This is a genomic window from Halostagnicola bangensis (assembly GCF_054653435.1).
The window spans coordinates 145,375-170,798 of record NZ_BAAIGG010000002.1 but is presented as its reverse complement, the minus strand read 5'-3'; the positions used below and the strand labels follow the sequence as shown (position 1 = coordinate 170,798).

The 25,424-nt window shown below is 59.5% G+C and carries 29 protein-coding genes and 1 pseudogene; 14 read left to right on the top strand and 16 right to left on the bottom strand.

Annotated elements, in window-relative coordinates:
* Nucleotides 1-30: 30 nt before the first annotated feature.
* The 9 genes from ACYQ14_RS02405 to ACYQ14_RS02365 form a co-directional block, all read right to left on the bottom strand.
* A complete protein-coding gene (locus tag ACYQ14_RS02405) occupies nucleotides 31-1,272 on the bottom strand; it encodes a tripartite tricarboxylate transporter permease (protein WP_459884462.1) in 1,242 nt (413 codons plus the stop codon).
* A 147-nt stretch (nucleotides 1,273-1,419) separates the two neighbouring features.
* Nucleotides 1,420-1,773 (bottom strand): 50S ribosomal protein P1, encoded by a 354-nt coding sequence (gene rpl12p / locus ACYQ14_RS02400; protein WP_459884459.1) that lies wholly within the window; start codon nucleotides 1,771-1,773, stop codon nucleotides 1,420-1,422.
* A 14-nt stretch (nucleotides 1,774-1,787) separates the two neighbouring features.
* Nucleotides 1,788-2,831: a 50S ribosomal protein L10 gene (locus ACYQ14_RS02395; protein ID WP_283837459.1), complete on the bottom strand. Its 1,044-nt coding sequence runs from the start codon at nucleotides 2,829-2,831 to the stop codon at nucleotides 1,788-1,790.
* A gap of 1 nt (nucleotide 2,832) precedes the next feature.
* Nucleotides 2,833-3,465, bottom strand: a complete 633-nt coding sequence (locus ACYQ14_RS02390; protein WP_283837457.1) for a 50S ribosomal protein L1 — start codon at nucleotides 3,463-3,465, stop codon at nucleotides 2,833-2,835.
* Nucleotides 3,466-3,650: 185 nt separating this feature from the next.
* Nucleotides 3,651-3,941: an amphi-Trp domain-containing protein gene (locus ACYQ14_RS02385; RefSeq protein ID WP_459884456.1), complete on the bottom strand. Its 291-nt coding sequence runs from the start codon at nucleotides 3,939-3,941 to the stop codon at nucleotides 3,651-3,653.
* A 168-nt stretch (nucleotides 3,942-4,109) separates the two neighbouring features.
* Nucleotides 4,110-4,586: a 50S ribosomal protein L11 gene (locus ACYQ14_RS02380; protein WP_283837455.1), complete on the bottom strand. Its 477-nt coding sequence runs from the start codon at nucleotides 4,584-4,586 to the stop codon at nucleotides 4,110-4,112.
* A 144-nt stretch (nucleotides 4,587-4,730) separates the two neighbouring features.
* A complete protein-coding gene (gene cutA / locus ACYQ14_RS02375; RefSeq protein ID WP_459884453.1) occupies nucleotides 4,731-5,033 on the bottom strand; it encodes a divalent-cation tolerance protein CutA in 303 nt (100 codons plus the stop codon).
* 87 nt (nucleotides 5,034-5,120) lie between these two features.
* Nucleotides 5,121-5,306, bottom strand: coding sequence for an HEWD family protein (locus ACYQ14_RS02370; RefSeq protein ID WP_459884451.1), 186 nt, complete (start codon nucleotides 5,304-5,306; stop codon nucleotides 5,121-5,123).
* Between the two features lie 113 nt (nucleotides 5,307-5,419).
* Nucleotides 5,420-6,931, bottom strand: a complete 1,512-nt coding sequence (locus ACYQ14_RS02365) for a phosphoenolpyruvate carboxykinase (ATP) (RefSeq protein ID WP_459884449.1) — start codon at nucleotides 6,929-6,931, stop codon at nucleotides 5,420-5,422.
* Between the two features lie 394 nt (nucleotides 6,932-7,325).
* Between ACYQ14_RS02365 and ACYQ14_RS02360 the strand changes: the two genes are divergently transcribed.
* Nucleotides 7,326-8,138 carry an MOSC domain-containing protein gene (locus tag ACYQ14_RS02360; RefSeq protein WP_459884447.1) on the top strand — a complete coding sequence of 271 codons (813 nt, stop codon included), beginning with the start codon at nucleotides 7,326-7,328 and terminating at the stop codon, nucleotides 8,136-8,138.
* Between the two features lie 74 nt (nucleotides 8,139-8,212).
* On the opposite strand, the gene ACYQ14_RS02355 is transcribed toward ACYQ14_RS02360, so the two are convergent.
* Nucleotides 8,213-8,347 carry a rubrerythrin-like domain-containing protein gene (locus ACYQ14_RS02355; protein WP_459884445.1) on the bottom strand — a complete coding sequence of 45 codons (135 nt, stop codon included), beginning with the start codon at nucleotides 8,345-8,347 and terminating at the stop codon, nucleotides 8,213-8,215.
* Between the two features lie 217 nt (nucleotides 8,348-8,564).
* Between ACYQ14_RS02355 and ACYQ14_RS02350 the strand changes: the two genes are divergently transcribed.
* Nucleotides 8,565-8,714 (top strand): rubrerythrin-like domain-containing protein, encoded by a 150-nt coding sequence (locus ACYQ14_RS02350; RefSeq protein WP_283837446.1) that lies wholly within the window; start codon nucleotides 8,565-8,567, stop codon nucleotides 8,712-8,714.
* Between the two features lie 49 nt (nucleotides 8,715-8,763).
* Here the strand turns inward: ACYQ14_RS02350 and ACYQ14_RS02345 are convergent, their stop codons facing one another.
* Nucleotides 8,764-9,237 carry a DUF7992 family protein gene (locus ACYQ14_RS02345; protein WP_459884443.1) on the bottom strand — a complete coding sequence of 158 codons (474 nt, stop codon included), beginning with the start codon at nucleotides 9,235-9,237 and terminating at the stop codon, nucleotides 8,764-8,766.
* A 136-nt stretch (nucleotides 9,238-9,373) separates the two neighbouring features.
* Here ACYQ14_RS02345 and ACYQ14_RS02340 point away from each other — a divergent pair, with 136 nt between their 5' ends.
* The gene (locus tag ACYQ14_RS02340) at nucleotides 9,374-10,156 is read left to right on the top strand and encodes an HAD-IIA family hydrolase (protein ID WP_459884441.1); all 783 of its coding nucleotides are present in this window, start codon (nucleotides 9,374-9,376) and stop codon (nucleotides 10,154-10,156) included.
* Between the two features lie 266 nt (nucleotides 10,157-10,422).
* On the opposite strand, the gene ACYQ14_RS02335 is transcribed toward ACYQ14_RS02340, so the two are convergent.
* Nucleotides 10,423-10,866 carry an acyl-CoA thioesterase gene (locus ACYQ14_RS02335; RefSeq protein WP_283837442.1) on the bottom strand — a complete coding sequence of 148 codons (444 nt, stop codon included), beginning with the start codon at nucleotides 10,864-10,866 and terminating at the stop codon, nucleotides 10,423-10,425.
* A 110-nt stretch (nucleotides 10,867-10,976) separates the two neighbouring features.
* Here ACYQ14_RS02335 and ACYQ14_RS02330 point away from each other — a divergent pair, with 110 nt between their 5' ends.
* From ACYQ14_RS02330 to purM, 3 genes are all read left to right on the top strand, one after another.
* Complete coding sequence (locus ACYQ14_RS02330) at nucleotides 10,977-12,752, top strand: TraB/GumN family protein (RefSeq protein WP_459884438.1); 1,776 nt, start codon at nucleotides 10,977-10,979, stop codon at nucleotides 12,750-12,752.
* 22 nt (nucleotides 12,753-12,774) lie between these two features.
* Nucleotides 12,775-13,398, top strand: coding sequence for a zinc metalloprotease (locus ACYQ14_RS02325; protein WP_459884436.1), 624 nt, complete (start codon nucleotides 12,775-12,777; stop codon nucleotides 13,396-13,398).
* Nucleotides 13,399-13,520: 122 nt separating this feature from the next.
* Nucleotides 13,521-14,534: a phosphoribosylformylglycinamidine cyclo-ligase gene (gene purM / locus ACYQ14_RS02320; RefSeq protein ID WP_459884434.1), complete on the top strand. Its 1,014-nt coding sequence runs from the start codon at nucleotides 13,521-13,523 to the stop codon at nucleotides 14,532-14,534.
* A gap of 130 nt (nucleotides 14,535-14,664) precedes the next feature.
* On the opposite strand, the gene ACYQ14_RS02315 is transcribed toward purM, so the two are convergent.
* Nucleotides 14,665-15,204, bottom strand: a complete 540-nt coding sequence (locus tag ACYQ14_RS02315; RefSeq protein WP_459884432.1) for a macro domain-containing protein — start codon at nucleotides 15,202-15,204, stop codon at nucleotides 14,665-14,667.
* 120 nt (nucleotides 15,205-15,324) lie between these two features.
* Between ACYQ14_RS02315 and ACYQ14_RS02310 the strand changes: the two genes are divergently transcribed.
* From ACYQ14_RS02310 to arsN2, 4 genes are all read left to right on the top strand, one after another.
* Nucleotides 15,325-15,492 (top strand): hypothetical protein, encoded by a 168-nt coding sequence (locus ACYQ14_RS02310; RefSeq protein WP_459884430.1) that lies wholly within the window; start codon nucleotides 15,325-15,327, stop codon nucleotides 15,490-15,492.
* 556 nt (nucleotides 15,493-16,048) lie between these two features.
* Nucleotides 16,049-16,864, top strand: coding sequence for a hypothetical protein (locus ACYQ14_RS02305; RefSeq protein ID WP_459884428.1), 816 nt, complete (start codon nucleotides 16,049-16,051; stop codon nucleotides 16,862-16,864).
* 174 nt (nucleotides 16,865-17,038) lie between these two features.
* Nucleotides 17,039-17,335 (top strand): hypothetical protein, encoded by a 297-nt coding sequence (locus tag ACYQ14_RS02300; protein WP_459884426.1) that lies wholly within the window; start codon nucleotides 17,039-17,041, stop codon nucleotides 17,333-17,335.
* A gap of 285 nt (nucleotides 17,336-17,620) precedes the next feature.
* On the top strand, nucleotides 17,621-18,055 hold the full coding sequence (gene arsN2, locus ACYQ14_RS02295) for an arsenic resistance N-acetyltransferase ArsN2 (RefSeq protein WP_459884424.1): 435 nt from the start codon (nucleotides 17,621-17,623) through the stop codon (nucleotides 18,053-18,055).
* Nucleotides 18,056-18,245: 190 nt separating this feature from the next.
* On the opposite strand, the gene ACYQ14_RS02290 is transcribed toward arsN2, so the two are convergent.
* Nucleotides 18,246-18,428 (bottom strand): hypothetical protein, encoded by a 183-nt coding sequence (locus ACYQ14_RS02290; RefSeq protein ID WP_459884422.1) that lies wholly within the window; start codon nucleotides 18,426-18,428, stop codon nucleotides 18,246-18,248.
* Nucleotides 18,429-18,968: 540 nt separating this feature from the next.
* On the opposite strand from ACYQ14_RS02290, the gene ACYQ14_RS02285 reads away from it, so the two are divergent.
* The 3 genes and pseudogenes from ACYQ14_RS02285 (at nucleotide 18,969) to ACYQ14_RS02275 (ending at nucleotide 21,546) form a co-directional block, all read left to right on the top strand.
* The gene (locus tag ACYQ14_RS02285) at nucleotides 18,969-19,886 is read left to right on the top strand and encodes a hypothetical protein (RefSeq protein WP_459884420.1); all 918 of its coding nucleotides are present in this window, start codon (nucleotides 18,969-18,971) and stop codon (nucleotides 19,884-19,886) included.
* Nucleotides 19,832-20,614, top strand: a pseudogene (locus ACYQ14_RS02280) (DUF8168 family protein). The gene ACYQ14_RS02285 and the pseudogene ACYQ14_RS02280 overlap by 55 nt, the downstream one beginning before the upstream one ends.
* Nucleotides 20,611-21,546: a hypothetical protein gene (locus ACYQ14_RS02275; RefSeq protein ID WP_459884418.1), complete on the top strand. Its 936-nt coding sequence runs from the start codon at nucleotides 20,611-20,613 to the stop codon at nucleotides 21,544-21,546. The pseudogene ACYQ14_RS02280 and the gene ACYQ14_RS02275 overlap by 4 nt, the downstream one beginning before the upstream one ends.
* 81 nt (nucleotides 21,547-21,627) lie before the next feature.
* On the opposite strand, the gene dpsA is transcribed toward ACYQ14_RS02275, so the two are convergent.
* Complete coding sequence (gene dpsA / locus ACYQ14_RS02270) at nucleotides 21,628-22,173, bottom strand: DNA starvation/stationary phase protection protein DpsA (RefSeq protein WP_459884416.1); 546 nt, start codon at nucleotides 22,171-22,173, stop codon at nucleotides 21,628-21,630.
* Between the two features lie 215 nt (nucleotides 22,174-22,388).
* Here dpsA and ACYQ14_RS02265 point away from each other — a divergent pair, with 215 nt between their 5' ends.
* A complete protein-coding gene (locus tag ACYQ14_RS02265) occupies nucleotides 22,389-23,858 on the top strand; it encodes an aldehyde dehydrogenase family protein (protein WP_459884414.1) in 1,470 nt (489 codons plus the stop codon).
* A gap of 245 nt (nucleotides 23,859-24,103) precedes the next feature.
* Here ACYQ14_RS02265 and purD read toward each other — a convergent pair whose 3' ends face one another.
* Complete coding sequence (gene purD, locus ACYQ14_RS02260; RefSeq protein WP_459884411.1) at nucleotides 24,104-25,396, bottom strand: phosphoribosylamine--glycine ligase; 1,293 nt, start codon at nucleotides 25,394-25,396, stop codon at nucleotides 24,104-24,106.
* Nucleotides 25,397-25,424 lie beyond the last annotated feature (28 nt).

Genomic DNA, 25,424 nt, shown 5'->3' with positions numbered 1-25,424 from the left:
GCGCTGAGAAACGGACCCAATCACACCGTGTCAGAACCCGATCATCAGCGGCCCGATCAAAACGCCCATCAGGTGGACTCTGCGAGTCCGAAGCCGAACCGGAACCATGCCGATCGCGGCCGCGACGACGAACACGCCGATTCCGATCACACCGGTAAAGAGATACGAGAGGACGAGCAGGAGTCCGAGAACGACCACCGAAATCTTCCAGTAGGACAGCCGGCCGACGAACTCGAGGTAGAAGTCTCCGATAACGATCACGAGAACGAATCCGGCGACACCGGCGAGTACGATACTCAAGAGTAAGATTGGAAGCTCGAGCGGCGCGTTCGCGTTCTCGAAGGCGACCATGACGCCGGTTCGGGGTTGTCCGATCGCGACGAGTGCAAACAATGCGAAAATCGAATTCGCGGTGTCGACGCCGCTCGTCGCGACGATGTATCCCCGGTCGCCCGATTCGCCCGGAACGAGAACGAGGACGGCGACCGCCGCGATGGCCGCGGAGATACCGGGAATGTAGCCGACGACGGCTCCCGCGAACGCGCCGGCGAGCGCCGTCAATCCGACCAACCGACGCGACAGTCGGATCTCCTCGTCGCGCTGGTACGGAACTCCGCCGCCGCGAATCGCGTCGATCAGGACGGGTGCGCCGAACAACCCCGCGAACAGCGGCGCGAGCATCCCCCCGGCCTCGAGGGGCGAGTCCGGCTCGAGATCGAGCGTGAGCCCGCCGAGTGCGGCGGCGAGCGTAAAGGAAAGCATCGCGCCGAAACGGCGTTTCCACGTGTACTCCGAGGCGACCAGCGCAACGACGACCATCGCCAGTACGAGCGGGAGGTTCGATCGGATCGTCGGATAGGCGGCGGTGACGCCCCAGGTGATCGGAAGCGCGAGGGGGACGGCCGCGATCACGGCGAGGATACTCCCAAGTGCGGAGAGTCGAATCGCCTCGTAACCCCGGCCATCCATCACCATTCGATGGGCAGGGAGTGCGGTGATCGCCATCTCCGCGTCGGGCACCCCGAGTGCCATCGCCGGAACCGCGTTGACGAACGTGTGGACGACACCCGCCGCGAGCATTGCACAGCCGACGAAAAGCGGCGGCCCTGGAATCGACGGAGCGACCCCCGCAAGCAACAGTGCAAAATTGTTCGCGTGCAATCCCGGAATCAGGCCGCTACAACTTCCGAGTACAACCCCCGCGAGAACCCAGACGACTAACCGGGCCGAAAGCGCTGGATCCGTGAGCAACTCGAGTGCGGAGACGGCCATGCCCGGTCTGGCCGCGGAATCGGTTATCAACTCTCGGACGGCCAGTGAGAATCGAGTCTCCGACGAGTGAAAATCGCGCAAAACGGAGCCGGGGCTATCGCGTTATCGTTGAAAGAAAATAACGGGATTGAATCGTTTAGAGACGAGTTATCCGAAGAGTTCGCCGAGCCCTTCGCCGCCGTCGCCTTCGTCTTCGTCGTCATCTTCATCGTCGGCACCAGCGTCGGCGTCGCCGCCTTCGTCTGTTGCGTCCTCGTCTCCGCCTTCGTCAGCGCCGCCTTCCGCTGCGGCTGCGCCGGCTGCTGCGCCGCCCGCGGCAGGAACTGCGGCGGCCTCGTCGACGGCCTCGTCGATGTCGACGTCCTCGAGTGCGGCGACGAGCGCCTTGACTCGGGACTCTTCGACGTCGACGCCGGCTGCGTCGAGCACGTCCGTCAGGTTGTCTTCGTTGATCTCTTCGTCCGTTTCGTTCAGGATGAGTGCAGCGTATACGTATTCCATTGTTGTAACCTCTATTAACCGAACATTTCGCCGAGCCCTTCGCCGCCACCGGAATCGTCATCGTCGTCTTCGTCGTCCGCTTCGTCTTCGGTGTCAGCGTCGGACTCCTCGTCTTGATCGTCAGCCGATTCGTCTTCGTCGGGCTCTGCCTGTGTGACAGCCGGTGCCTCGACACCCTGGAGTTCCTCCGGAAGCGCCTCTTCGTCCTCGATCTGGGCGGCGAGCGCACGAAGCTGTGCGTCCGCTTTGCTCACGAGGTCGTCGGCGAGATCCGGGGATTCGATCGACGCCTGCAGGCCGAGGCTCTTGGCCTCGCCCGTCGCTTTCGCGATGAGCGTCGGTGCGGTCGACTCGGTTGGGAACGTCGCGTTGACCGCAAGGTTCCGTGCGCGAGCGGCCGCGGTGGCCACGTCGCTCTCGTAGGCTTCGATGTCGATGTCGAGATCTTCGGGATCGAACTGGACGCCCTCGGCGACGACCGAACGAAGGTCGAGTCCGACCTCCTTTGGCTCGATGCCGAGTTCGTTGAGAACGTTCGAGAGGTCAGTTGAGACCTCTTCTCCGGCTTCGAGGACGGTCGAGTCCTCCATCACCTGAATCGAACCGTCCTCGATGCGTGCGTTGGCACCCACGCTCTGCAGTTCGCCGACGAACGGCCCCGGATCGACGCCGGTGTCACCCTCCGGGATGACGATGTCGTTCGGGGCAACCTCGCCCTCGTTGATCGGGGCGGGCGTCTTCGACGCCTCGAGTTCCTTGTAGAGTGCGAACGGATTGCTATCCGTCGCAACCAGACCGACCTGTCCCTCAATATGAGGAACGAGTTCGTCGAATCCGGCTTTCTCGAGTGCGTGCGTCTGGAGCGTGTTTCGGCTGACGCGGACCACGGCGGTGCCGTGGAGACCGCGGCGCATATCCTGGAGCTGTTTGCTCGGAATGCCGGCGATGCCGACGACGCCGACGCTCTCGTAGTTCTCGATGATCTCCGAGAGTTCGGCGACTTCCTCTTCTTTCCACTGTGGAAGGTTCTCAGTTTTGCGCTCGGCTTCTGCGCTCATCTCAGGCCACCTCCACGGACGGGCCCATCGTCGTCTTCAGGAAGACTGAATCGATGTTCTGTGGACCCTTTTCGAGGTCGGCGTGCAGTCGGCGAAGGATAACGTCGACGTTGTCGGCGATATCCTCTGCCTCCATATCTTCGGCACCGACGCGCGTGTGGAACGTGCGCCGGTCCCGTGAGCGAATTTGAACCGTGTTCTTGAGTCTGTTGACGGTCTCGACGACATCCTGGTCGTGCGAGAGCGGGTCCGGCATCTTTCCTCGCGGACCGAGAATGGTCCCGAGGTGCCGGGCGATATCTTGCATCATCGCCTCTTCGGCGATGAAGAAGTCCGTCTCGTCTGCGAGGTCTTTGGCCTCGTCGTCGTCCAGATCGGCCACGTCGTCGCCCGAGAGAACGTCGTCCGCGACTTCTTCTGCGCGGACTGCAGTTTCTCCCTCGGCGATGACGATAATCTGAGTTTCTTGGCCGGTTCCGGACGGCAAGACGACGGACTCGTCGACACGATTCGACGGTTCGTCTAGGTCTAGGTCGCGCAAGTTAACTGCGAGGTCGACCGTTTCGGTAAAGTTCCGATCCGGTGAGTCCTCGAGCGCTCGAGCGACTGCTGTTTCAATATCCGAGTTTGCCATCGTTCACCTCCGTAGTACGCAGGGATGCTCCTACGGGTCAGTGAAACAGGCGAAGCCTGTCTCCTTTGAGAGAAGTCCCATGACGAACTTAAACCCGTCGAACCACGCTCTCGCGGGACCACGACTATATGAGAGGGGACTGCATGGCAACCGGATGGGACTACTCTTTCCGATTGGCCTACAGATTAGTCTTCGAACTCCTTCGAATCGGGGAGCGGATCCTCCTTGTCGGTTCGCATCCACTCGAGTTCGAATTCGATGCTGCGCTCGACGCCGCCGTCTTCCGGTTCGTCCTCGAGTTCGACCTCGAACTCGAGCGAATCGGGCGGGGCGATCGAAACGGTGTTGTCGCCGATTTCGATATCGAAGTCGCCGGACTCGCGCAGGTTCTCCGCGAACGCCTCGAGGTGCGTTGCGATGTCTTCACGTGAAAGCATTCCCTCGTATTCGACTTCCATCTCTTCTTTCTCACTCATGAGTTTGCTTTCCGGCCGAAGACGAATAATCGTCGTACCTGAACTTGCCAGCAACTGTAACGTGGCTCGCTCGAGGGAGTGATGACGAAGAACCCGACAAACGACAATCCGACGGCTAACGAATCGGAAACAACGAAAATCCGCGGAGCTCGGTCGCGAGCTCGGGAGTTATTCGACGAGGACGTCGTCGTACTCGCCGTCGTCGACTTTCGCCTTGAACTCGCGGGCATCGTCGCCTTCGATGGTGACGCCCATCGAGGCGCAGGTGCCGACGACTTCTTTGGCGGCGTTTTTCGTATCGTAGGCGAGCAGATCCGGATGTTTCTGCTCTGCGATCGTCTTGACCTGATCGACGGAGATGTCGGCGACGAAATCGACCTGCGGTTCGCCGCTTCCGGTCTCGAAGCCAGCCTCGTCTTTGACGAGCGCGGCCGTCGGTGGCACACCGACGTCGATCGAGTAGGAGCCGTCCTCCTCGTACTCGACGGTCACGGGTACTTCGGTGCCGTCGAACGCTTCTGTCTGTTCGTTGATGTCGTTGACGACCGCCTGTACGTCGACGGGCGTCGGTCCGAGCTCGGGACCGAGCGGTGGGCCAGGGTTCGCCTGGCCACCCGGAACGAGCACTTCGATGGTTCCAGCCATACCCCAATCAATCCTCGCTCGAGTTTTAAGGGTTGCTTTTTCGTGCAGTCCGATCCTGTGACTGTCTGACAGGGCTCGAACGAAACGGACTGGCAGATATCGAACGGAACGGATCCGCTCCGCGCTGGCGGCCCCGGTCGGCGGCTAGTCGACGTTCTCCGCTCGCCACGTCGCGAACGATTCGAGAACGTGGTCCTCATCGAATCGCTCGATGCAGGGCACTTCGTGGGGATGGATTTCCTGAACGCGGGCGAGAAGGTCGTCGTACGCATCCTCGGTCGTCTTCGCGAGCAAGATGACCTCTTCGTCCCGGTGCACCTCACCCTCCCAGCGGTAGACCGATTCCGAGGACAACTGGTTCACGCAGGCGACGAGACGCTCCTCGAGCAACGTTTCCGAAATCGCTTTGGCTGACTCCGGCGGCGAAGTGAGATAGACTGTCGGCACGGGACCGACTACGCTCGAGTCGGAGAAAAGTGTTCACGCTTCGAGTTCGGCTGTGGCTACGTCACCGGTCGACGCCAGGCAATCGGATCAGTTTCCGCCAAACGGATTGAACGCACCGTTGATGTCCCATTCGTGGAGACAATGAGGATTTCCGATCTGTTTTTTGCCGTCTTCGGTTGCAAGTTGCCAGGCCTCGAGGGTTTCGTCCCACTGTTCGCCGCGACCACACCGCTCGCAGACACGGGCGGTCGGCGTTCGAAGTTCGACGCTCATTAGCGGCTATGAGAACTCAACGCATATAATCGTGACTGTGTTCGGCAAACACTGCTTCAATCGTCGAACGATCGTGATAGATGGAAGTGCGACTCGAAAAGTGGATAACCGGGTCAGTAGACAGCGTCGACGATTTCCTCGCGAAGTTCGTCGAACTCCTCGAGGTACGCACGACGGTCGGCTCGAAGATTCGAGAGCGCCTCGTCGTAGTCGTCGACGTGATCCGGAACGTAGTACTCCTCGATGTCGAGGCCCGGAACGGATTCGGGAATCGTCAGTCCCGTCCGTTCGTCGTCGGTCCAGTCGATTGTGCCGCGAGCGACTTCGGTGAGGACGGTCACGGACTCGGTGACGCCGATATCCATCGATTCGTTGCCGAGATAGCCCGTGTTGATCACGTAGCAGTCGACATCGAGCGTCTCGATAAGGTCCTGAAAGATGTTCCCCTCCTCGCCCTCCGGACCGATGATGAACGGGTTCGTTCCGACGACGCGGATCGACTCGCCCGCTCGAGACGGATCACCGGCGCTCGTTTCGATCGACTCACCGAGCATGAACGCGACGGCGGCCTGATCGGTGTCGAGTTTCGCGACCGGCGGCATCAGCGGATTGCGCGTGATGAAAAAGACTTGATCCATCCGATCCAGGTCGATTTCCTCGTCCGCACTCTCGAGTTCCTCGCGCTGGACGACCGCCCGGGAGTTGGACGTATAGCGGGGTTCGTTGAAGTCGACCGTTCCGTCGTCGTCGACGGCGACGTTCTCGAGGACGGCTGATTCGTCGGTTGCGGCCTCGTAGAGACCGGGCTGTTCGTCGGGATCGAGGCCGATCGTTTTGATGAACAGTCCTTCACCTTCGCTTCCGGCGACGGATCCGTCGGGCAGGAGTGCACAGACGTCATCCTGTAGCATCACCGCCCCCTCGGGATCCTCGAGCCAACAGCCGTGGGAGGTTAGGGTCGACTTACCCGTCGCGGAGAGACCCATGAAGACCTGTCCGACGATTCGGAGGTCGTCGTCTTCGTCGCGGACGCGGACGCGCTTGCTCCCGGCGTGGAGGCCGAGTCCGTCGCGCTCTTTGGCCCGGCGCATGAACAGTCGGAGGAACGATTTCTTGGCCTCGCCGAGATAATCGGTGCCGAGGACGGCGGTGAACCCGTCGTCGGGCAAGACGCGGATCGCCCGCTCGTCGTGATCGGGAAGCTGAACGGTCGAGAAATTGGGATCGCGGCCGTCGGCCGGCTCGAACAGTTTGGCCCAGGCGAGCGCGATTCGAGCGTGCTCGACCGGCACGAATAGTCGACAACAAAACGTTGCGTCGGGATGACGACCGAGGAGGCGATCGATACAGAGCATGTCCTGCTCGTCCGCGATTTCGACGGCGTCGGCGAGCAGGTCGTAATCGTCGTCTGAAAACTCGCTATCGATCGCGTTTTTCGTCCGGTCGGAGCTTCGGGAACGGAACTCGCTGACGTACGACGGCGACCCGTATTCGGTCGTCGTCTCGTCGGGGCTCGCGAGTTCTCGCAGTGCCTCGAGTGACGGGTTGTATCGGACGTTCGACGCCGTGGATGGATCGGGAAGCTGTCTGACCAGCGGACGGGACTCCGTCCCGGTTTCGGACATATACGTAACCAGCCAACATCCTGATGCATAAACCCGGAGGTTTCTGAATTGAGTGTGTCACAACCTACCCTAATTGTAGCTGTCATATGGGAGTTATTACCGATTTAGGGGTTCAACTAGTCGAATCCTGTTTTGGGAATATATAGTCACAGTACTGGTAGTTATGAGTATTTACTCGAGACAGAAATAAGATCTTTTAGCACACGTAATCGAGACGTTCACGCCGAAGCGGTGAGGAATACTCTTCGTTCGGAGGACGGTCAGAGCCGTCGATTTTCTCACGGGTTGGACGAAAGAGCCCAGGCTGCTGATCGGCTCACCCGAACCGAGGTTGGAAACGATAAAATAATCGTTATAGATACTGATTTCAGGGTGGATCATATTAGTACAGCCAATGGCTCACCTCGAGCAAATACTCGTCTATCCCGTCAAATCACTGGATGGTACGCCGGTAGAAGCGGCAACGATTCGGGAACACGGAGGTCTGGAATGGGACCGCCGTTACGCGATCGTCGACGAGGACGGGAACTACGTCAACGGCAAGCGGGAGCGACAAATTCACGGATTACGCGCGGAGTACGACGTCGAACGCGAGACGATTTCAGTCCGGGAGCACGGTACCGACGACAGCTTTACGTTTCACCTCGAGGTCGATCGCGACAATTTCGGTTCGTGGCTGACGTGTTATTTCGGCTACGACGTCGAGGTCGTCCGCGCCGACGAAGGCGGATTTCCCGACGACACCGACGCATCGGGACCGACCGTCATCAGTACCGGAACCCTCGAAGCCGTCGCATCGTGGTTCGAGGGAATCGATACTGCAGAGATGCGTCGGCGGCTCCGGCCGAACCTCGAGATCAGCGGCGTCGAACCGTTCTGGGAGGATCGACTCTACGATCAGCCGGGAACGGTCGTTCCGTTCAAGATCGGCTCGAGTACGATCAATGGCGTCAACCCGTGCCAACGATGCGTCGTTCCGACACGAGATCCGGATACGGGAGCACAAACGGACGGCTTTCAGAATCGATTCGTCGAACGGCGCGAAGCGACGCTTCCGGAGTGGGCGAATCCGGCGTGGTTCGATCACTACTTCCGGCTGATGGTTAACACGCGAGTCCCCGAAACCGTCTGGGGGAATCGCCTCGTAACCGGCGAGTCGATTACGGCCGGCGAACCGAAACCGGATTCGGCTCCTACGACACCTTGAGGGCTGTTGGAGACGCGTTGGCGTTATACCGTCTCACCGCTGACGGGATACTCGAGCCATCTTTTCGTCGCCGATCAATACGTTTGGATCCGATCCACGTTCCGCATGTCACCACCACACCGGGGACACTCACTGAGAAGTGCGTCGTCAACCGTCTCTCGTCGCCCGCACCTGAGACACTCGTACTCGAGTTGGACGGGCCGGGACATATGTCGTTGTAACAATTGCCCCATGTTAACTCTTTTCACACACAGGGATACTTGAGTCGCGATCGATCCGAATTCCGACCGGTCCTACCGCGGGGCCGGATGGAAGTACTGCACAATCGTCCACTATATTACGCCATATTATCGGAAGTTATTGTTCAATCGTCCACCGAAGCACACCCACACAACGCTTTTGGGTAAACTTACTCGCCCGTACAGTATGGTCTATACAGATCCGTACACGCCGAACGAGAACAAGCGAACGTACGAGTGTCGAGCCTGCGGACACCGAGAAACGACGTCGACTTCGATCGGGTTCTGTCCGAAGTGCCACGGTGCGGTGTTGAACATCGGCGTCACTCGAGAGTGAGAACCGTCGGTCGATCGTCCGCGAATCGAGGGCTCGCGAACAGGACCGATCAGTCGAAATCGGGAAGATCCTCGGGCGGTTCGTACTGGGCTTCCCAGTCGATGTATTCCTCTTTCAGTAAGACGGAAACGATCTGTCCAAACTCCGTGAGTTCCGCATTGATCGACGAAACGGTCCCCCACGAATCGAGAGCCGGATGGTACTCGCGCGCCTGCCAGTCCTCGGCGATGCCCGGCGCGTGATAGCCGACTCGATCGGCAAAGTCGTCCCAGAAGAAATCGAATTCGACGAAGAGGTCGAGATCACGAGCGATCCCGAACTCCCGTTCATCGAGATCCGTGTCCTCGAGCCACTCGTCGAAAGCTTCCTCCCACGCTCCCTCCTCGAGGAACCCCTGTAGTTCCTCGCGACGGTAGTCGATATCAGTATCCTCTTCTCCACCGCTGATCGTCGCGTCGTCGTACTCGTTCGGATCGACGAACGACAACTCGGGCGGATCCGGCGGCTCGACCTCGAGTCCCATAACCGATCCTTCGCGTCGTCTCCGGATAAGAATTCCCACCTCGAACCCGCCGAGTACTGTTTGGTCGCTCGAGACAAGGGCACGCGCGCAACCGGAACCCGAAAACTCAACCGGTGGACGCCCTTTTATCGGGATAATGACTGCCTTCGAGGCTGCGATCCTCGACGTCGACGGAACGATCGTTCGCGGCGAGGAGTTGATTCCCGGTGCGATCGACGGCCTCCGCGCCCTCGAGAACGCGGGGGTCGACAGATTGCTTTTTTCGAACAATCCGACCCGAGGAGCGGCCCACTACGGAGCGAAACTCGAGCCACACGGGCTCGATATCGCGTCGGAATCGGTTCTGACGTCCGCGCTCGTTTCGGCCGAGTATCTGCAGGCGAATCACGCCAGCGAGTCCATCTTCCTGGTCGGCGACGATCGATTACGAGCCATTCTCGAGAATCACGATCTCGCTGTAACCGACGATCCCGACGAGAGCGACGTCGTCCTCGGCTCGTTCGATCGGGAGTTCTCCTATGGAACGATCTGGGAGTCGTTACGCGCACTCGAGGGCGACACCCCGTTTTACGGCACCGATCCTGACGTGACCATCCCAACGGACGAGGGGGAAATCCCCGGTTCGGGGACGATTCTCGCCGCGATGGAGGCCGTCGCCGGCCGCGAACCTGACGCGATTTTGGGAAAACCGTCGAAAATGGCGGCCGAGACCGCGATCTCCCGGCTCGAGACGCCGCCGGAACGAACGCTCGTGGTCGGCGACCGGCTCAACACCGATATCGAACTCGGAAACCAGGCCGAAATGACGACAGCCGCCGTCCTCACCGGCGTCACCGAACGCGGTGACCTCGAGGACGCAGCGGTCGAACCGGATTACGTTCTCGAGTCGCTCGGCGAGGTTGGGGAGCTACTGGAGTAGCGCAACTCGTCTCCCTTCTCCGAAACGAACACGGAACGGTCCTCGGACAGCTGTCAACCCAGACCGCGTGTCGCTGGCCTGCCGATCGGTATGTCGCTAGCCTGCCGATCGGTGTGTCACTGCCGACTATCGGCGTACTGGTGGCAACAATAGGTGTGCCGGCGGCGAGAGTCTGTCTACCGGCGGCCGCGGTCGAAACCGGTAGCCAACTGGATAGCTGGAGTCAGCGATGGATCCGACTGGTCGAGGCCGGTAACGGAATTCGACTAGTTGCCGTTTTCGCCCGCGAGCGCCTCCTCCCGGAGGCGTTCGCCCTCTGTCGTGTCGACGGTCAGTTCGGGGACGGTCGTCGGCGCTTCGTCTTCGTCGATAGCCACGTACACGAAGTAGGATTCGGTCGTTTTCTCTCGCTCGTGCGTCCGGAGATCCTCGCGTTCGGTAACGATCCGCACCTTCACGCTCGAGGACCCGACGTCGTAGACGTACGCGGTGATAAACGCCGTATCCCCCACCGGGATCGGTCGTTCGAAGTCCATTCGATCGACACGCGCGGTCACGCAGGTTTCGCCGGCGAACCGCATCGCGGCCATCGCCCCAACCTCGTCCATCCACTTCATCACGTTCCCACCGTGAGTGACGTCGAGCATGTTCGCGTGGTGGGGCTGGACCATCTCGCGGTTTTCCACCACGGTCTCGAGGAGATCAGTCATCGGTCGGTGTTTCCCGGGGGGTTGCAATCAATCTCTCGACACGGCACGACGGACGTTGCTGATTCACACGCTTCGATACTGGTAAAAGTCGGGCCCGAGTTGGTCCGGTAATGAGCGATGCAGGTGATGTCGACGTTCCCGAACCTTCTGATCCGCCCGGACGTGAGCGTGGATCCGTCCAGGTCCTCGGGACGGCTCACGTTTCACAGGCAAGCGTCGACGAGGTCGAGGAGACGATCGAACAGGAGTCTCCCGATATGGTCGCCGTCGAACTCGACGAAGGGCGCTACCGCCAGATGCAGGGCGGGACGCCCGACGACATCGAGGCAGAGGATCTCCTTTCAGGTAATACCGTCTTTCAGTTTCTCGCGTACTGGATGCTTTCGTACGTCCAGTCCCGCCTCGGTGATCAGTTCGATATCGAACCGGGAGCGGATATGCGCGCCGCGATCGACGCGGCCGAGGAGAACGGAAGCGGGGTCGCACTGGTCGACCGAGACATTCAGATAACGATCCAGCGGTTCTGGGCCCGCCTCTCGTTTGCGGAGAAGCTCAAGATGGTCGGCGGACTGGCACTCGGGGTGACAGACCCTCGAACGCTCGGCCTCACCTTCGGTGCCGTCGCCGGTGCGTTCCTCGGATTCATATTCGCGGCGTTTATCGCCCCGTTGTTCGGTCTCGGAGACCTCCTTATGCTCGGTATCGCCGAACAGTCGACCTTACAATACGTCGGTGCCGTCGGCGGCGGGACGCTCGTCGGCGGATTAGTGGGCCTGCTCTTTCTTCCGTCACTGGATAATGCGGGTACCAATACGGGCGGGATCATTAACGGATTCTCAATTCGCGTCATCGCCGGTATCTGCCTGGGACTCGTCACCGCCGTTGCACTCGTCGCGACCGAGACGTTCGTCGGCCCAATCTCCGCATCTACGTTCGAAAACGTCGGCACGTACGCCATTCGGGGAACAATCGGTATCCTCGCCGGACTCGGAATCGGTGTTCTCATCGGCGGCGTCGTCGGTATCGTACTCGGCATGCTGACGGCCGACGTCGAAGATGTAGACGAAATAGATATCGAGGAGATGACCGACGGTGATGTCGTCGCCGCGATGATGGAAGAGTTCCGCCGCTTTAGCCCCGGCGGTGCCGAAGCGTTGATCGACGAACGCGACGCCTACATCGCGCACAATCTCCACGCGCTCTCGAATCAGGGTTACGACGTCCTCGCCGTCGTCGGTGCAGGACACAAAGCGGGTATCGACCAGTACCTCGAGAACCCGGACTCGCTGCCGCCCCTCGAGTCGATTACGGGAACGGATTCCGGACGCCGGTTTTCGGTCGTCAAGCTCTTTGGTTATCTCGTGATGACGGTCTTTATCGGCTTTTTCTTCCTGTTGATCATGGCCGGTGTTCAGGATACCTTCCTGCTCCAGCTCTTTGCCGCCTGGTTCCTCTTTAACGGCATTTTCGCCTTTACGCTCGCTCGACTCGCCGGGGCGCGCTGGACCAGCGCCGGCGTCGGCGGTTCGGTCGCCTGGCTCACCAGCATCAATCCGCTACTCGCACCGGGCTGGTTCGCCGGCTACGTCGAACTCAAACACCGACCGGTCAACGTTCGCGACATCCAGGTACTCAACGAGATCGTCGGCGACACGGAGCGGCCGCTCGGCGAAGCCGTCGAAGACATGTTCGACGTGCCGCTGTTCCGGCTCATCATGATCGTCGCGTTAACGAATATCGGGAGCCTGATTGCGACCCTGTTGTTCCCACTGGTCGTTCTGCCGTGGCTGGCTGGCCCCGAAATCGGCGGCGTCGACGCGCTGTTCGACGAACTGCTCCGCGGTGCCCGAAACACGCTCGAGCTTCTGTGGGGGATCTTCTCATGATCTTCGTCGGAGGGAACGAACGGTGAGCTATCAAACGAAGCCGGAGTTGAGCTTCAGCGACAAGGAGTTGATCGACCTCGCGATCGCGTGGATCGTCTTGAGCGTCGCATTCGCGTTGATCTTGAGCCCGATTCCCCAGGGTACCGACACGACCGGAACGTTCGTCATGATGATCGCGTTGAGTTTCGTAACCGTCGGTGTCGGGTTCATCTGTCACGAACTCGCACACAAGGTCGTCGCGATTCGGTACGGTCAGGTCGCCGAGTTTCGGGCGGACTACCAAATGCTCTTTCTGGCGGTTATGAGCGCGCTGATCGGCTTTCTCTTCGCCGCACCGGGAGCGGTCTATCACGCCGGACAGATTACCGAACGCGAGAACGCAATGATCGCGGTGGCTGGACCGCTGACCAACCACGGTCTGGCGCTTCTGTTCTTCCCGTTGTTGTTCGTCCCGGGACTGTCCATCGTCGGTCACATGGGCGTCCTGATTAACCTCTTTCTGGCCGCGTTCAATATGATACCGTTCGGTCCGCTCGACGGCAAGTCCGTCTGGAACTGGAACAAGCTCGTCTTCGCCGCCGTGTTCCTCGTGAGCGTAGGCCTGTTAGCCGGATTCCTCATGGTGTTCGGTCTCAAGTTCTGGTAAGCGACTCCGTTTCGGGTACTCCCCGTGGGTTCACGCGGTTTGGCTGGCTAGCTTTTTGGCCCAACTCGACTCCGACAGCGAGGACCGGTGGGCTTTTAGACAATCCGGGAGGTCGTTCAGATATGACCGACCAGACGGACGAAACCGACTCCAACCCGGAGGACGAGAAATCCGAGGGGCTCACCTACGCCGAAACGGGCGTCGATATCGAGGCCAGCGAAGACGCCACGGCGGCGTTGCTCGAGGCCTTCGGGAGCGACCTGACAACGGAGTACGCCGGGCTGCTCGACATCGGCGATCGCTATCTCGCGCTGGCGACCGACGGCGTCGGAACGAAGTTGCTCGTCGCCGAGGCCATCGAAGACTTCTCGACGATTGGAATCGACTGTATCGCGATGAACGTCAACGACCTCGTCACGGCGGGCGTCGAGCCGACGGCATTCGTCGACTACCTCGCGATCGACGAACCGGACGACGAAATTACGAACGAAATCGGCGAGGGACTCGCGGTCGGCCTCGAGCAGGCCGATCTCACCCTTCTGGGTGGCGAAACCGCCGTGATGCCCGAGGTCGTCTCCGGATTCGATCTGGCGGGCACCTGCGTCGGCCTCGCAGACAAAGACGCGATCTTCGAAGGCGAGGCGGCCGTCGGCGACGTGCTCGTCGGGTTTCCATCGAACGGGATCCACTCGAACGGGCTCACGCTCGCACGCGAGGCCGTGACCCGCGAACACGAGTACACCGACACGTTCCCGCTCAATCCCGAGGTTTCGATCGGCGAGGAGCTCCTGCGGCCGACGCGGATCTACACGGACTTACTCGAGCCGATGGTCGAAAACGGCGTGCGAGCGGCGGCTCACATAACGGGTGGGGGCTGGACCAACCTACTCCGGATGGGCGAGAACCGCTACGTCGTCGACGAGCCGCTTCCTGCACAGCCGATTTTCGAATTCGTCCAGGCGGAAGGAAACGTCACTGCTGAAGAGATGCACCGGACGTTCAACATGGGGACCGGATTCGTCGTCGCCGTCCCGTCCGAGCAAGCGGATTCGCTGGTCGCGGAGACCGACGGACAGATCATCGGACGCATCGAAGACGGCGACAGCGTCGAAATTCGCGGGCTGTCGCTCTCCTGATACAGCCGGCTGTACGTCGTTCACGATTCTGTCGCCCCGGGGTGGAAGAATATTCACAGAGTTACAGCCGGCAGTATGAATCGCGTCGCATCCTTGTGTCGTCTCGTTCGCCTATCAATCCGCCGTTCGCCTATCGATCCGTTTCGCTTTCCGCGTGCGAACCCGTCTCCGGAACGTCGTCGACCACGGTTCGGATCGTATCGTATTCCTCGTCACTGTAGGCGATAAACCGGACGTCCTCGAGGGTCTCTGGGTCGTACTCGGCCAGTTCTTCCGCGATGATCCTCGCGCCATCCTCGAGATCGAATCCCGCGACGCCACAGCCCAGAGCCGGGATCACGAGCGACTGACACGCGAGGTCGTCGGCCGTCTCGAGACTGTTCCGGGTCCCGTCCCTGATGCTCTGTTCGGTCGCCTGTCCGTCGCCGTAGTGGGGCATCGCGGCCGCGTGGATCACGTAGTCGGCGTCGAGATCGTACGCGTCGGTCACGGCGACTTCGCCGAGATCGACCGGACCGTTTTCTGTCGCTTCCTGGTTGAGGCCCTCGCCGCCCGCCTGGCGCAACGAGCCCGCGACGCCCGATCCCATCTCGAGGCTCGTCCCCGCGGCGTTGACCAGCGCGTCCGCAGACTGTGCGGCGATGTCTCCCTGAACGATATCGTACTCCATACGTGTGCAAACGGAAGCCAGTCGTTTGAAAGTGAACCACGCGAATCCACCTTCGTCTCAGCGGGTTGATCTTAGGCCGACCAAAACCTTTTTAGATTTAGGCTCACCTAACACCATGTAATGGACGCCCCCGTCCCGGAACAGGATACTGATCTCGAGGAACCACGAGACGAGTCGACGACGATCATCTCGGCACACGAACCGCGACCAGGGAAACTCGTCGTGACCGAACGAAACAACACCGACGGCTGGATTGCCTGCGATACGGCCGTCGATCTCGAGCCCTGAGTCTCGGATATCGTTCGTTGTGTGTCCGGTCGCGTCGACAGCGAGTGTGATGATCTGATGGTTTCTCGAGGTCCTTTGCCCCACGAGTTCGAGGATTTGTACGTTCGATTCTGAGTTTATTGGTGTGATCGGTGAATACAGGGAACTCACATACCGTTCAAATCGTTGAACTACTCAATCCTTGTCAAGAACGGCATGCGAGATACAGAGGATCAGTGCAACACGACACCCCCGTTTGTTTCACGCCAAATAAAGTGAATTACCTGCCCACTATACGTGCTTACAGCGGTAGCGAGGCGAAAGCCCACCCCTTTAGGAGTGGATGAAGCCGACATAGCGTGGACTGCTCACTAATTGGCCAATCAGCGGTACGTCGATCCCCTGTTTAGACCGGATAGTCTTCTACCAAGTGAACACACGCTTTATTTTTTGTATCCACTCCATATCATCTATTATCCGTCACATACTGTTTGGAGAATGATGATTCAGCCGCCATTTTTTGACTTGCTGGTGCTGGCCGAAGTATACTGTCTGTAGGGTCCAACGATATTAATTGATGTCTAGTAAGCCAGACATTCCCACTCCACACGGGGGAACGACCAGACACGAAGAGAGAAGGAGGAGCGAGGAGGAAATGGCGACCAGCGATGAGGAGAGAAAGACTACTGAGAAGGGGAGATCTCGTCCCCGTCTAATTGATATAGTCACTCTCATCGGCCTTGGTTACGTACTCCGAGATTGGTTTGGTTCAGTAAGCGAAAAGATCCGTTCTGAGGGGGACGGCTCCTCAAATCAGGGTCATAGAGTCACTGACACGGTCAAAAGTCGCACATGGGGAGTGACCCACGGTGCGGCTGATCAAGTCCAGAAGGGGGGTCAAAAAGTAGCAGAAAAGACAGAAGGGACGACGGAGAACGTCGCCAATCGAATTAGAGAGTCCAGCGAGGGGCTCAGCGATCAGATCGAAGAGGGAAGTAAACAGATCGGTGAGATGGCCGAAGAAAGTGGTGAAGAGGCGGGTGAGATGCTCGAAGACGCAGGCGAGATGCTCGAAGAGGGTGGTGAGGAAACCGGCGAGATGATCGAAGAAAGTGGTGAAGAGGCGAGTGAGATGCTCGAAGAGGGTGGTGAGGAGACAGCAGAGATGGTCGAAGAAGGTGGCGATGAAGTAGGAGGGACGCTCCGAGAAGGCGGTGAGGAGACTGGTGAAATGCTCGAAGAAGGTGGTGAAGAAGTGGACGAAATGCTCGAAGAAAGGGAAGACGATGGTGAGGACACGAGAGATAAGATGGGGGACGGCGGGAAAGAAATAGTCGAAATGACTGATGAGGAAACAATAGTAGAACGTATCCGTCAGACTATATTAAAATAGGAAACTCCCGAGATGTCGATATTGAATGTGCGCAGTAAGTAGGTGAGCAGTTGGTTCCTCATCGTTGACGCGAAACAAACCAAGCCTCTGCGGAAGGCATCTTCTATATTCAGCAGACGACTTTTGGCATGTTCGGACAAATCAATAGCTGCCTCGGTAACTATTTGTCCTGTATTGAGCGATCACCACTTTCGCAGATCAAGCCAACTCGCCAGCGAGTTCGATCCCGAAGCGCTCGCCCGGCTAATCGACTCCGGCGGACGTGCGGTAGAAGCTCGCCTCGAGGTTCGCGACGTATCGCTCATCGTGACGAATCTGGGCGTTCGAGTAACCGACGAGGACCTGTCGCTGTCGGCCCATCCCGAGTGTCCGAACTGTGGACTCCCGGTATCCGCCGTCGTCCAGCTCGTTCCAGATCGCCACAACGCGTATCCCTGCGGGTGTCGAGTTCGGGGCGATTTGCTCGAGTAGGGTTCAAATTCCGAACCAACGCTGCAAATTCTCGAATCGTCGTTGTACCCAGGAGATGGGATACAGTTGGTATCCATATCTGCGGGCAGAACTAGCGATCAATATGACTGTCTATAGTGTGACGACTAACGATCTATCTGAAATCAATAAAATACATTGTGCAAGACTTAGAGCATCAATGCAGCCCGACGACTTCGTTTGTTTCACACTGAAAACGATGGATCATCTGCATACTATACGTGTAAATGTACCTGGATTGAACACGGTGGGTAACGTATAGATGGTATGACTTCAGTGAAGCTCCATCCTGCCGAAGGCGATCTTGACTACGTCAAGGAGCTCCTCAACCGAAACGATTTGCCCGTTCAGGACCTCGCAACGGCCCCGGCGGAGTTTTACTACGCGACAGCCAACGGCGAGCGGGTCGGAATCGGCGGCTTAGAACGGTACGGAGATACCGGATTGCTCCGATCAGTCGTCGTCGAAGCTCCGAAACGAGGACAGGGCCACGGAACTATGCTCTGCGAGGCAGTGGAGACGACCGCGCGGGACAACGGAATTGAAACGCTGTATCTCCTCACGACGACTGCATCGGAGTTTTTCGCTGCAGAAGGGTACTCCATCGTCGAGCGACCGACCGTACCGGATACCATTCGAAGTACGACAGAGTTTACGGATCTCTGTCCATCAACGGCCACCTGTATGCGGAAGTCGCTATAGTACTCAAAGTATGGTCTGTGCTGACCGATCACTACCCACGTAGATCGCTCTCAGTCGGTGCCACATTCACGCCTTGTATCCATCACGGCGTATTCTGACTGGAAATAGAAACGACCGCTTCTCACTCAAATAAGAGTCTACGGCTAATACTGTGAGCTGATGTTCCGCCCGAGGCGTTCCTCGTAATCAGTCACTCCTCGTCACAGACAACGTCTCGCAGCTCTTCGAGGAGTTCTGGGTGATGTTCCGCGAGAACATCGACATCTGTCTCCAACTCTTCGATTCTGCTACGCACACGGTGGATCGCCTGGTATCGTTTTTCATCAGATACAGTAACCTCACCGGTAATCCTCTCACGGTCAGTCGTTGTCATAATGGCTCGGTATTTGCTCACGTACCGTAATTCAGAGACCATCTACTTCTACGTTAGCACCATAGCAACCTGACTTAGCACCATAGCAAACTGTTGGCTATGATGCAAAGTCATAAGTTGATGGCCAATAGAGATGTAGCTGAGAAGCGCGGGATGGCTGAAAATGAGGCCGGTGTTGAAGGCACCGACCCCGCGCTTCGTGGAGCACACGAAGCATGAAGAACTCGACCCTAAAACCAGATGAAGACATCGGACTGAAGCTGTCAGACGATATGAAGCAGCGGGAGATCCTGCTACTATCCGATGCTAGTGAACCGCACTGCAGGGAGCTGCTTCAGGCCAACGCGAAGACACAACTGGAGAAGTTAGAACACCCCTGTGAGAGGATTACTGATGATTACCGGGACGGTTGTGGGGATAGACGGCCTGATCCGCCAGCAGCACATGGGTGGCGTCGTCATTGTCTCTCTCGATGCGCTGAGGAACGCACTCGACACTCGCTGACTTTTAAACGTGATCAGGTCACGAAACTGGGTTACCATGATTGAAGATATCGACCGCGACGTATTCGTGCGGATACAGACTGACCTGCTGGTGGTCGGTGATAGCATCATGACCGACAGACACCACGCCTCGAACGGCAACTACGAGGACGACGATCCGCAGAACCAGATTGGCGGCATCATCCCCGCCTTTCCGCTCTCGGGCTGGCTTCGCCACGGGATCGAGCGCGTCGTTCACGAGTACGACGGCACCGCCTGCCATCCTGGAGAGGCCAACGCGAACTTCATGAAGGAAGACGTCTACGAGCGCGATCTCGACGACGGCTACCACGAGAAGGGCGCGTGCGTCGATGACCCGAAAGAAGACCACGGATGCGTAGTCTTCGACCTTTTCGGCGGCTTCGGCAACCAGCCGGGAAAGGTAATGCGTCGCCCGATCAAGTTCAACCCCGTCCGCTCCAGCGTGGACTACACGCGTGGACAGGCCGAAGGCCACTACCGCCGGCTCAACCGGAACATCGTCTCCCGAAATCGGGAAGACAACCGCGAACCGCTACGGAACGCCGAAGTGGACGCCATCGCCAATCTGGACGGCTGCTGGCATCTCTCCTTCCGAGAGACGAAACCCGAGTTCATCGGTCTGCTCGCGGAGGGGATCGACTTCCTAGATGAGCACCAGACCGACTTCATACACCAGCTCGGTGGTGCTCGCAACTTCGGCGCGGGAATCGTCGATTGCTACATCATCAACCCGCTGTACGAGGAACGTGAACTGAAGCGCGTCTTCGACCGCGGGAAGGGCAACACGGACAAGATGGACGAGAAAGACGACCGGTGGGCCGAAGAGTACCGCCCGGCGTTCGTGGAGGCGCTGAAAGAGCGTATCGAGGGGGGCCGTAGATGGGCGAGAACGCCAGCCTCAGTGACTTCCAGGGCGACGGCGGCCAGGACGTGATGGTCGCCGCGTACCGCCACGACGCTCACAAGCTCAACGGCGAGACGCACGACTACGCCCCCGACACCTTCCAAGGCGTCCCGGTGAACCAGACCGTCCCGCACGGAGCGGACGGCGACGCGTCGGCGCTCTCGCGTCCCAACGGGAAGCCCGAACAGACTGTGGACAACCACGAGACGCACTACCGGCTCTCGCTGCTGACGGGCAACTCTCACTACGACTCGGACGAGTTCTCACGCCCCCGTCTCTCTGAGGCCATCAGCGACCTGCTGACTGGCTCCGACCCCGAGGCGATGCATCGGGCGTAGCTCACATCGGACGTAGCAAGCGGATTCAACGAGAGCATCTACTACCCGTACACGAGCCTGAAGTACCACACGCTGCTCGTGGCAGCCCTCTTGGACAACTACCGCGCCGGTCACGAGTTCGCTGATCTCCTCTTGATCGTGGACGACGCCGAGGAGATCGTGCCTTACCGGACGATCTACGCGGGCGACCGCTTCGCGCTTCGAACCGACGAGGACGCAGGCGGGAACCCGCGGTCGCGTCTTGGAAGTTGCCCGTGGCGATCTTGGGCATCGGCGTGGAAACAGCTTACCGCGCACCCGCTCGATGTCCACCACGACAAACATAACATGGTGCTCGATGCGAACCTTCGCCGGATCTGGAGTTGGAGCACCGCACTCCAGTACATCGAGGATTTCGAAACTCGGAGGGGGAACGTGTGACTCGAATCCAGCAAGTCCATTGGGAACTCGACATGGACTATCTCGGACATCCCTACTACGTCTCGGGGAACGCGATCTACCACGCGCTCGGGATGCAGCTGGAGGACGACGTCCACCAGCACATTAACGCCAGCCACGGGATGTTCGTCCCCGACCAGTTCGGGAGGTTCCCAGAGGTGCACTCGCAGAGCGGGATTCGCCCGTATATGGGGTCGTCGCTCCCTGACATAGAGAGCTACGCCGATCTGTTCCTCTTCCGGCACCCCGACCACCCGTGGCTGCTCGATACCCGACCCCGCGACGGGCTGAACGCCCACGACATCCGGTTCCAGAGCGGGATGCCCGCGATGGCTCACGAGACGATCATGGGTCGGCCTGACGACGCTCGGAAACAGCAACAGACCACGCGCTGGTACGTGAATGCCTACTTGCACGCCGATGACCCGGACGTTCTGCCTCTCGGCGAGGACGTGCTTGACGCCCTTCAGTTCGGAGGCAATCGGAACTACGGCTACGGAATGACCACTCTGAAGGACACGCAGGTCGTTGACCTAGAGGCCCTGGACTACTCGCGTCTCGAAGACGGCGAGGCGTTCATCCTCGAACTCGTGACGCCGTTCGTTCTCCGGTCGGAGTACCCGAAGGTGAACACCGTGGACGTCCCGTGGTGGTGGAGCGTAGACGACGAAGCGCAACTCCGGAAGCGGCTGGAGAAGGTCATCGAGGGCGGCGACATGTACGAGTTGAAGACGGTCGATCACGGCGTGGTTGTCGGCTACAACGGCGACCGTCCGGTGGAGACTGCGATATCGGGACTCACCCGTGTCGGGAACCACTCGAAGTACGGCTTCGGAGAGCTTCGAGTGAAACCAGTCACTCCAGATGAAACCAACGTCAACAAACAGATAGAAAAGCAGAAGTCGGAGCACTAACAAACGAACAATAACCGGTAACGATTCTGCAGTGTCCGCGCCGGTCAAACTGAATAAAGTAGATCACATTGCCAACAACTGTTAGTGGGTCGCTTCTTCGAGGACCAGCGTGTCGTCCTCGAGGTAGTGTTCGAAGTGGTGAGCGTCGTCCTCGACTTCGACGAGAATTTCGCGGAGGATCTCCGCCGACGCGTAATCGCCGAGGTTCTCGGCGAGTTCGATGCTGTCGCGCATCGATTCGATGATGTCGCCGTAGATTTCGAGGTCGTTCTGGAACATCGTTCGGACGTCGTAGACATCCTCACCCTCGAACTCTACCGTTGCTCGTTCTTCGAGGTTCGTCGGTCCGGATACCGGAACGCCGCCGAGGGCCTGGGCGCGTTCTGCGATGAGATCCGCGCCTTCTTCGGCGTGTTCGTAGGCCTCCTCGAGGAAGACGTGGAGTTCGAGGAACTCCGCACCCTCGACGACCCAGTGGTGTTTCTTGAGTTGATGATACAGGACGTACGCGTTCGCAAGCTCCGTGTTCAGCGCGTCGACGACCTGTTCGGCCTTTTCACGGTCAAGGCGAAGCTCGTTCTCCTCGACGTGATCTGCCTGCTGTCGGACGGTCTTTTGGGTGCTCATCTCAGTTCGTACTACATGATCCTACACCTTAAAGCTTACCCATGAAAGAATATTTTTTTGGTTACCCGAAACATATGTTATTGATTACCGACTGCGAGTTGTTCAATTCTCCTTTCGATCCGGCACAGCTCCCGTCGGAACTGACTGTAACGGACAGATTACGGTTTTTTCACCCTTGAGTAAATATTTTCAAGGTGGAGGCCATACTAGGCGCTATGGCAACGAGGACAGCACAGCGGACGGAGCGAATCTACGTCGATGGCGAGTGGCTCGAGACCGGAGAAACCCTCTCCGTCTCCGACCTCGCAGACGGCGGAACGTTCGCGAAAGTCGCCGCGGCAGGCCCGACACAAGCGCGTGCCGCACTGGCAGCGGCACACGAGATCAAGCCCGAAATGCGCCAGACGACCGTCGTCGAGCGTGCAAAGTGGTGTGAAGCCATCGCCGAAGGGCTTCGCAATCGCGAGGAAGAACTCGCCGAAATTATCGTTCGGGAAGCCGGGAAGCCGATTTCCTCGGCGCGTGGCGAAGTCGGTTCGGCCGCGGAGCGATTCGACCGCGCGGCAGAGGAAGCCCGCAATATCGTGAGCAAGGGAGAGTTCCGCGAAGGGTCGACCGAGGGTCACGAGGGCTGGCAGGCAATCGTCAAACACGAGCCGATCGGCTCCGTTCTCTGTATCACGCCCTACAACTACCCGCTCGCGACGACCGCGTTACAGGTCGCTCCGGCGCTCGCGGCAGGAAACAGCGTTCTGCTCAAACCCGCGAGCAAGACGCCGATTTCGGCGGCGATCCTCGCGAACGTCATCGCGGACGTCGACGGAATTCCAGACGGCGCGTTCAACTTCGTCCCCGGCGAAGCCAGCGATATCGGCGACATTCTCTCGGGCGACGACCGCATCAACGCGATCGCGATGACCGGTTCCTCGGGAGCCGGAAAACACGTCGCGGGCGAAAGCGGAATGGTCAACCTCCACATGGAACTCGGCGGGAACGCCCCCGCTATCGTCTTCGACGACGCCGAACTCGAGGAGGTCGCCGGTGCCTGCACGTCGGGATCGCTCAAGTACGCCGGCCAACGGTGTTCGGCCGTTTCCCGGATCCTCGTTCAGGAAGACGTCCACGACGAGCTAGTCGAACAGATCGACTACAATATGAGCACGTGGCAGGCGGGAGACCTCTTCGACGAGGACACTGCCTTCGGCCCGCTCATTTCCGAAGATCAGGCCGAGTGGGTCGAAGAGCTCGTCGAGGACGCCGTCGAGAAAGGTGCGGATCTCATTCGAGGCGGCAGTCGACACGCGCCAGACGGCGTTCCGGACGAACTCGGCAGCCAGTTTTTCGAACCGACGCTCCTGGCGAACGTCCCCCACGACGCTCGGCTCATCGACGAAGAGCAGTTCGGTCCGATCGCCGTCGTGACGACCTTCGACGACCGCGAAGAGGCGCTCGAGATCGCCAACGGCTCCGACCTCGCACTTGACGCGGCCGTGTTCACGAGCGACTACAACCGCGCGATGGACGTCGCAGAGCGCGTCGACGCCGGCGGGGTTCGGATCAACGGTGCTCCGAGCCACGGCCTTGGAGACGTTCCGTTCGGCGGCAACAAGGACTCGGGAATCGGGCGCGAAGGTCTCGACGCCTCGATTCACGAGATGATGCGCAAGAAGAGCATCGTCCTCTAAGCCGGCCTATCAGTTGTGGCGACTCCGCTGTCGTTGTTATACTGCCGGCTGTAACTATGTGAAGATTCTCGCACCCCCCGGGGCGGCGAGAATCCCGAACGACTTACAGCCGGCAGTATACTCTCGAGATGCGTATCGGGTATTCGAACAGTATTCACCCAGCGTGGGTCCTCCGTTGATTTCCTGAGAAGAGACCGATAGCGACGACGACGGTGACGGCCCGCAACGCATCCGGTTCGCGGTTCCTACTCTCCTCGAAGCTCCTCGACGTGATCGATCCGTTGTTGGACGAGTTCGGGTTTGCCGATATCGTGGCGCATGTGGAGCCCCTCCTCGCCGGCGACGGCCAGCGCGTCTTCGGCGATTTCCTCCGCCTCGCTGATCGAGTCCGCGACGCCGACGAGAGCGAACGACCGCGAGGTCGTCGTGTAGATGCCGTCCTCGCGTTCGTCTACACTCGCGTAGTACAGCAAGGCCTCGCCAGCGCTCTCTTCATCAACCTGCACTTTCGCTCCGGCCGTCGGGTTCGTGGGGTAGCCCTCGGGAACCGCGTACTTGCAGACAGTCGCCTGCTCGGCGAACTCGAGGTTCGGCGGCTGCTCCCCGTCTCGAGCGGCGACGAGAACGTCGAGGAAGTCGGTCTCGAGGACCGGCAGGGTGTTCATCGCCTCCGGATCGCCGAAGCGGGCGTTGAACTCGATAACCTTCGGACCCTCGGCGGTCAGCATGAACTGGCCGTAGAGGATGCCGCGGTAGTCCTCGAGGGCGTCGACCGTCGCCTCGATGATCTCGACGGCGTCCTCGTAGTCCTGTTCGGTCATGAACGGCAGGTCGACCGTCGCGTCGCTGTAGGATCCCATTCCGCCGGTGTTCGGTCCCTCGTCTCCCTCGTAGGCGCGTTTGTGATCTTGCACCGCCGGAGCGGTCTCGAGGCCGCCGTTAGCGACGAACGCCTGAACCGTGAACTCCTCGCCGATGAGCCGTTCCTCGAGGACGATCCGTTCGTACTCCGACTCCTGGATGTACTCCTTGCCCTCCTCGGGAGTCACCTGGTCGCCGATGACTTTCACGCCCTTTCCACCGGTGAGTCCGGCGGGTTTGATCGCGAGGTCGCCGTCGTACTCGTCGATGAACGCGCACGCGGCGTCCATGTCGTCGAACGTTTCGAAGTCGGGACAGCCGGGAACGTCGTTTTCCGCCATAAACCGGCGCTGGAAGGCTTTGTCCGTCTCGATTTTTGCGTCTGCCTGCTTCGGCCCGAAGGCGTAGACACCGACCTCCTCAAGCGCGTCCGAAACGCCGGCGTCGAGCGGCGCTTCGGGGCCGACGACGGCGATGGTGGCGTCGACCGCCTCGGCGTAGTCGGCGACCGCATCGGGATCGGTCGTCTCGAGCGTTTCGAACTCGGATGCGAGCCGAGCGATACCCGGGTTCTTGTTCCCCGCGCAGGCCGACAGTTTCACGTCGCTTCCCGCGAGCTCGCGAGCGATCGCGTGTTCGCGACCGCCGCCGCCGATCAACAGCACGTGTTCGCGCATGCTCGATAGCCGGACGCACGAACCTGTA

Excerpts from the sequence above, each read along its gene's own strand:
- ACYQ14_RS02380 (WP_283837455.1), bottom strand. The coding sequence starts at position 4,586 with ATGGCTGGAACCATCGAAGTGCTCGTTCCGGGTGGCCAGGCGAACCCT.
- ACYQ14_RS02390 (WP_283837457.1), bottom strand. The coding sequence starts at position 3,465 with ATGGCAAACTCGGATATTGAAACAGCAGTCGCTCGAGCGCTCGAGGAC.
- ACYQ14_RS02305 (WP_459884428.1), top strand. The coding sequence starts at position 16,049 with ATGTCTAGTAAGCCAGACATTCCCACTCCACACGGGGGAACGACCAGA.
- ACYQ14_RS02335 (WP_283837442.1), bottom strand. The coding sequence starts at position 10,866 with ATGACTGATCTCCTCGAGACCGTGGTGGAAAACCGCGAGATGGTCCAG.
- ACYQ14_RS02290 (WP_459884422.1), bottom strand. The coding sequence starts at position 18,428 with ATGACAACGACTGACCGTGAGAGGATTACCGGTGAGGTTACTGTATCT.
- rpl12p (WP_459884459.1), bottom strand. The coding sequence starts at position 1,773 with ATGGAATACGTATACGCTGCACTCATCCTGAACGAAACGGACGAAGAG.
- ACYQ14_RS02340 (WP_459884441.1), top strand. The coding sequence starts at position 9,374 with ATGACTGCCTTCGAGGCTGCGATCCTCGACGTCGACGGAACGATCGTT.
- ACYQ14_RS02330 (WP_459884438.1), top strand. The coding sequence starts at position 10,977 with ATGAGCGATGCAGGTGATGTCGACGTTCCCGAACCTTCTGATCCGCCC.
- purM (WP_459884434.1), top strand. The coding sequence starts at position 13,521 with ATGACCGACCAGACGGACGAAACCGACTCCAACCCGGAGGACGAGAAA.
- ACYQ14_RS02265 (WP_459884414.1), top strand. The coding sequence starts at position 22,389 with ATGGCAACGAGGACAGCACAGCGGACGGAGCGAATCTACGTCGATGGC.
- ACYQ14_RS02345 (WP_459884443.1), bottom strand. The coding sequence starts at position 9,237 with ATGGGACTCGAGGTCGAGCCGCCGGATCCGCCCGAGTTGTCGTTCGTC.
- ACYQ14_RS02315 (WP_459884432.1), bottom strand. The coding sequence starts at position 15,204 with ATGGAGTACGATATCGTTCAGGGAGACATCGCCGCACAGTCTGCGGAC.
- ACYQ14_RS02350 (WP_283837446.1), top strand. The coding sequence starts at position 8,565 with ATGGTCTATACAGATCCGTACACGCCGAACGAGAACAAGCGAACGTAC.
- ACYQ14_RS02395 (WP_283837459.1), bottom strand. The coding sequence starts at position 2,831 with ATGAGCGCAGAAGCCGAGCGCAAAACTGAGAACCTTCCACAGTGGAAA.
- ACYQ14_RS02310 (WP_459884430.1), top strand. The coding sequence starts at position 15,325 with ATGGACGCCCCCGTCCCGGAACAGGATACTGATCTCGAGGAACCACGA.
- ACYQ14_RS02355 (WP_459884445.1), bottom strand. The coding sequence starts at position 8,347 with ATGTCCCGGCCCGTCCAACTCGAGTACGAGTGTCTCAGGTGCGGGCGA.
- ACYQ14_RS02385 (WP_459884456.1), bottom strand. The coding sequence starts at position 3,941 with ATGAGTGAGAAAGAAGAGATGGAAGTCGAATACGAGGGAATGCTTTCA.
- ACYQ14_RS02370 (WP_459884451.1), bottom strand. The coding sequence starts at position 5,306 with ATGAGCGTCGAACTTCGAACGCCGACCGCCCGTGTCTGCGAGCGGTGT.
- ACYQ14_RS02365 (WP_459884449.1), bottom strand. The coding sequence starts at position 6,931 with ATGTCCGAAACCGGGACGGAGTCCCGTCCGCTGGTCAGACAGCTTCCC.
- purD (WP_459884411.1), bottom strand. The coding sequence starts at position 25,396 with ATGCGCGAACACGTGCTGTTGATCGGCGGCGGCGGTCGCGAACACGCG.
- ACYQ14_RS02360 (WP_459884447.1), top strand. The coding sequence starts at position 7,326 with ATGGCTCACCTCGAGCAAATACTCGTCTATCCCGTCAAATCACTGGAT.
- ACYQ14_RS02405 (WP_459884462.1), bottom strand. The coding sequence starts at position 1,272 with ATGGCCGTCTCCGCACTCGAGTTGCTCACGGATCCAGCGCTTTCGGCC.
- arsN2 (WP_459884424.1), top strand. The coding sequence starts at position 17,621 with ATGACTTCAGTGAAGCTCCATCCTGCCGAAGGCGATCTTGACTACGTC.
- ACYQ14_RS02285 (WP_459884420.1), top strand. The coding sequence starts at position 18,969 with ATGATTGAAGATATCGACCGCGACGTATTCGTGCGGATACAGACTGAC.
- dpsA (WP_459884416.1), bottom strand. The coding sequence starts at position 22,173 with ATGAGCACCCAAAAGACCGTCCGACAGCAGGCAGATCACGTCGAGGAG.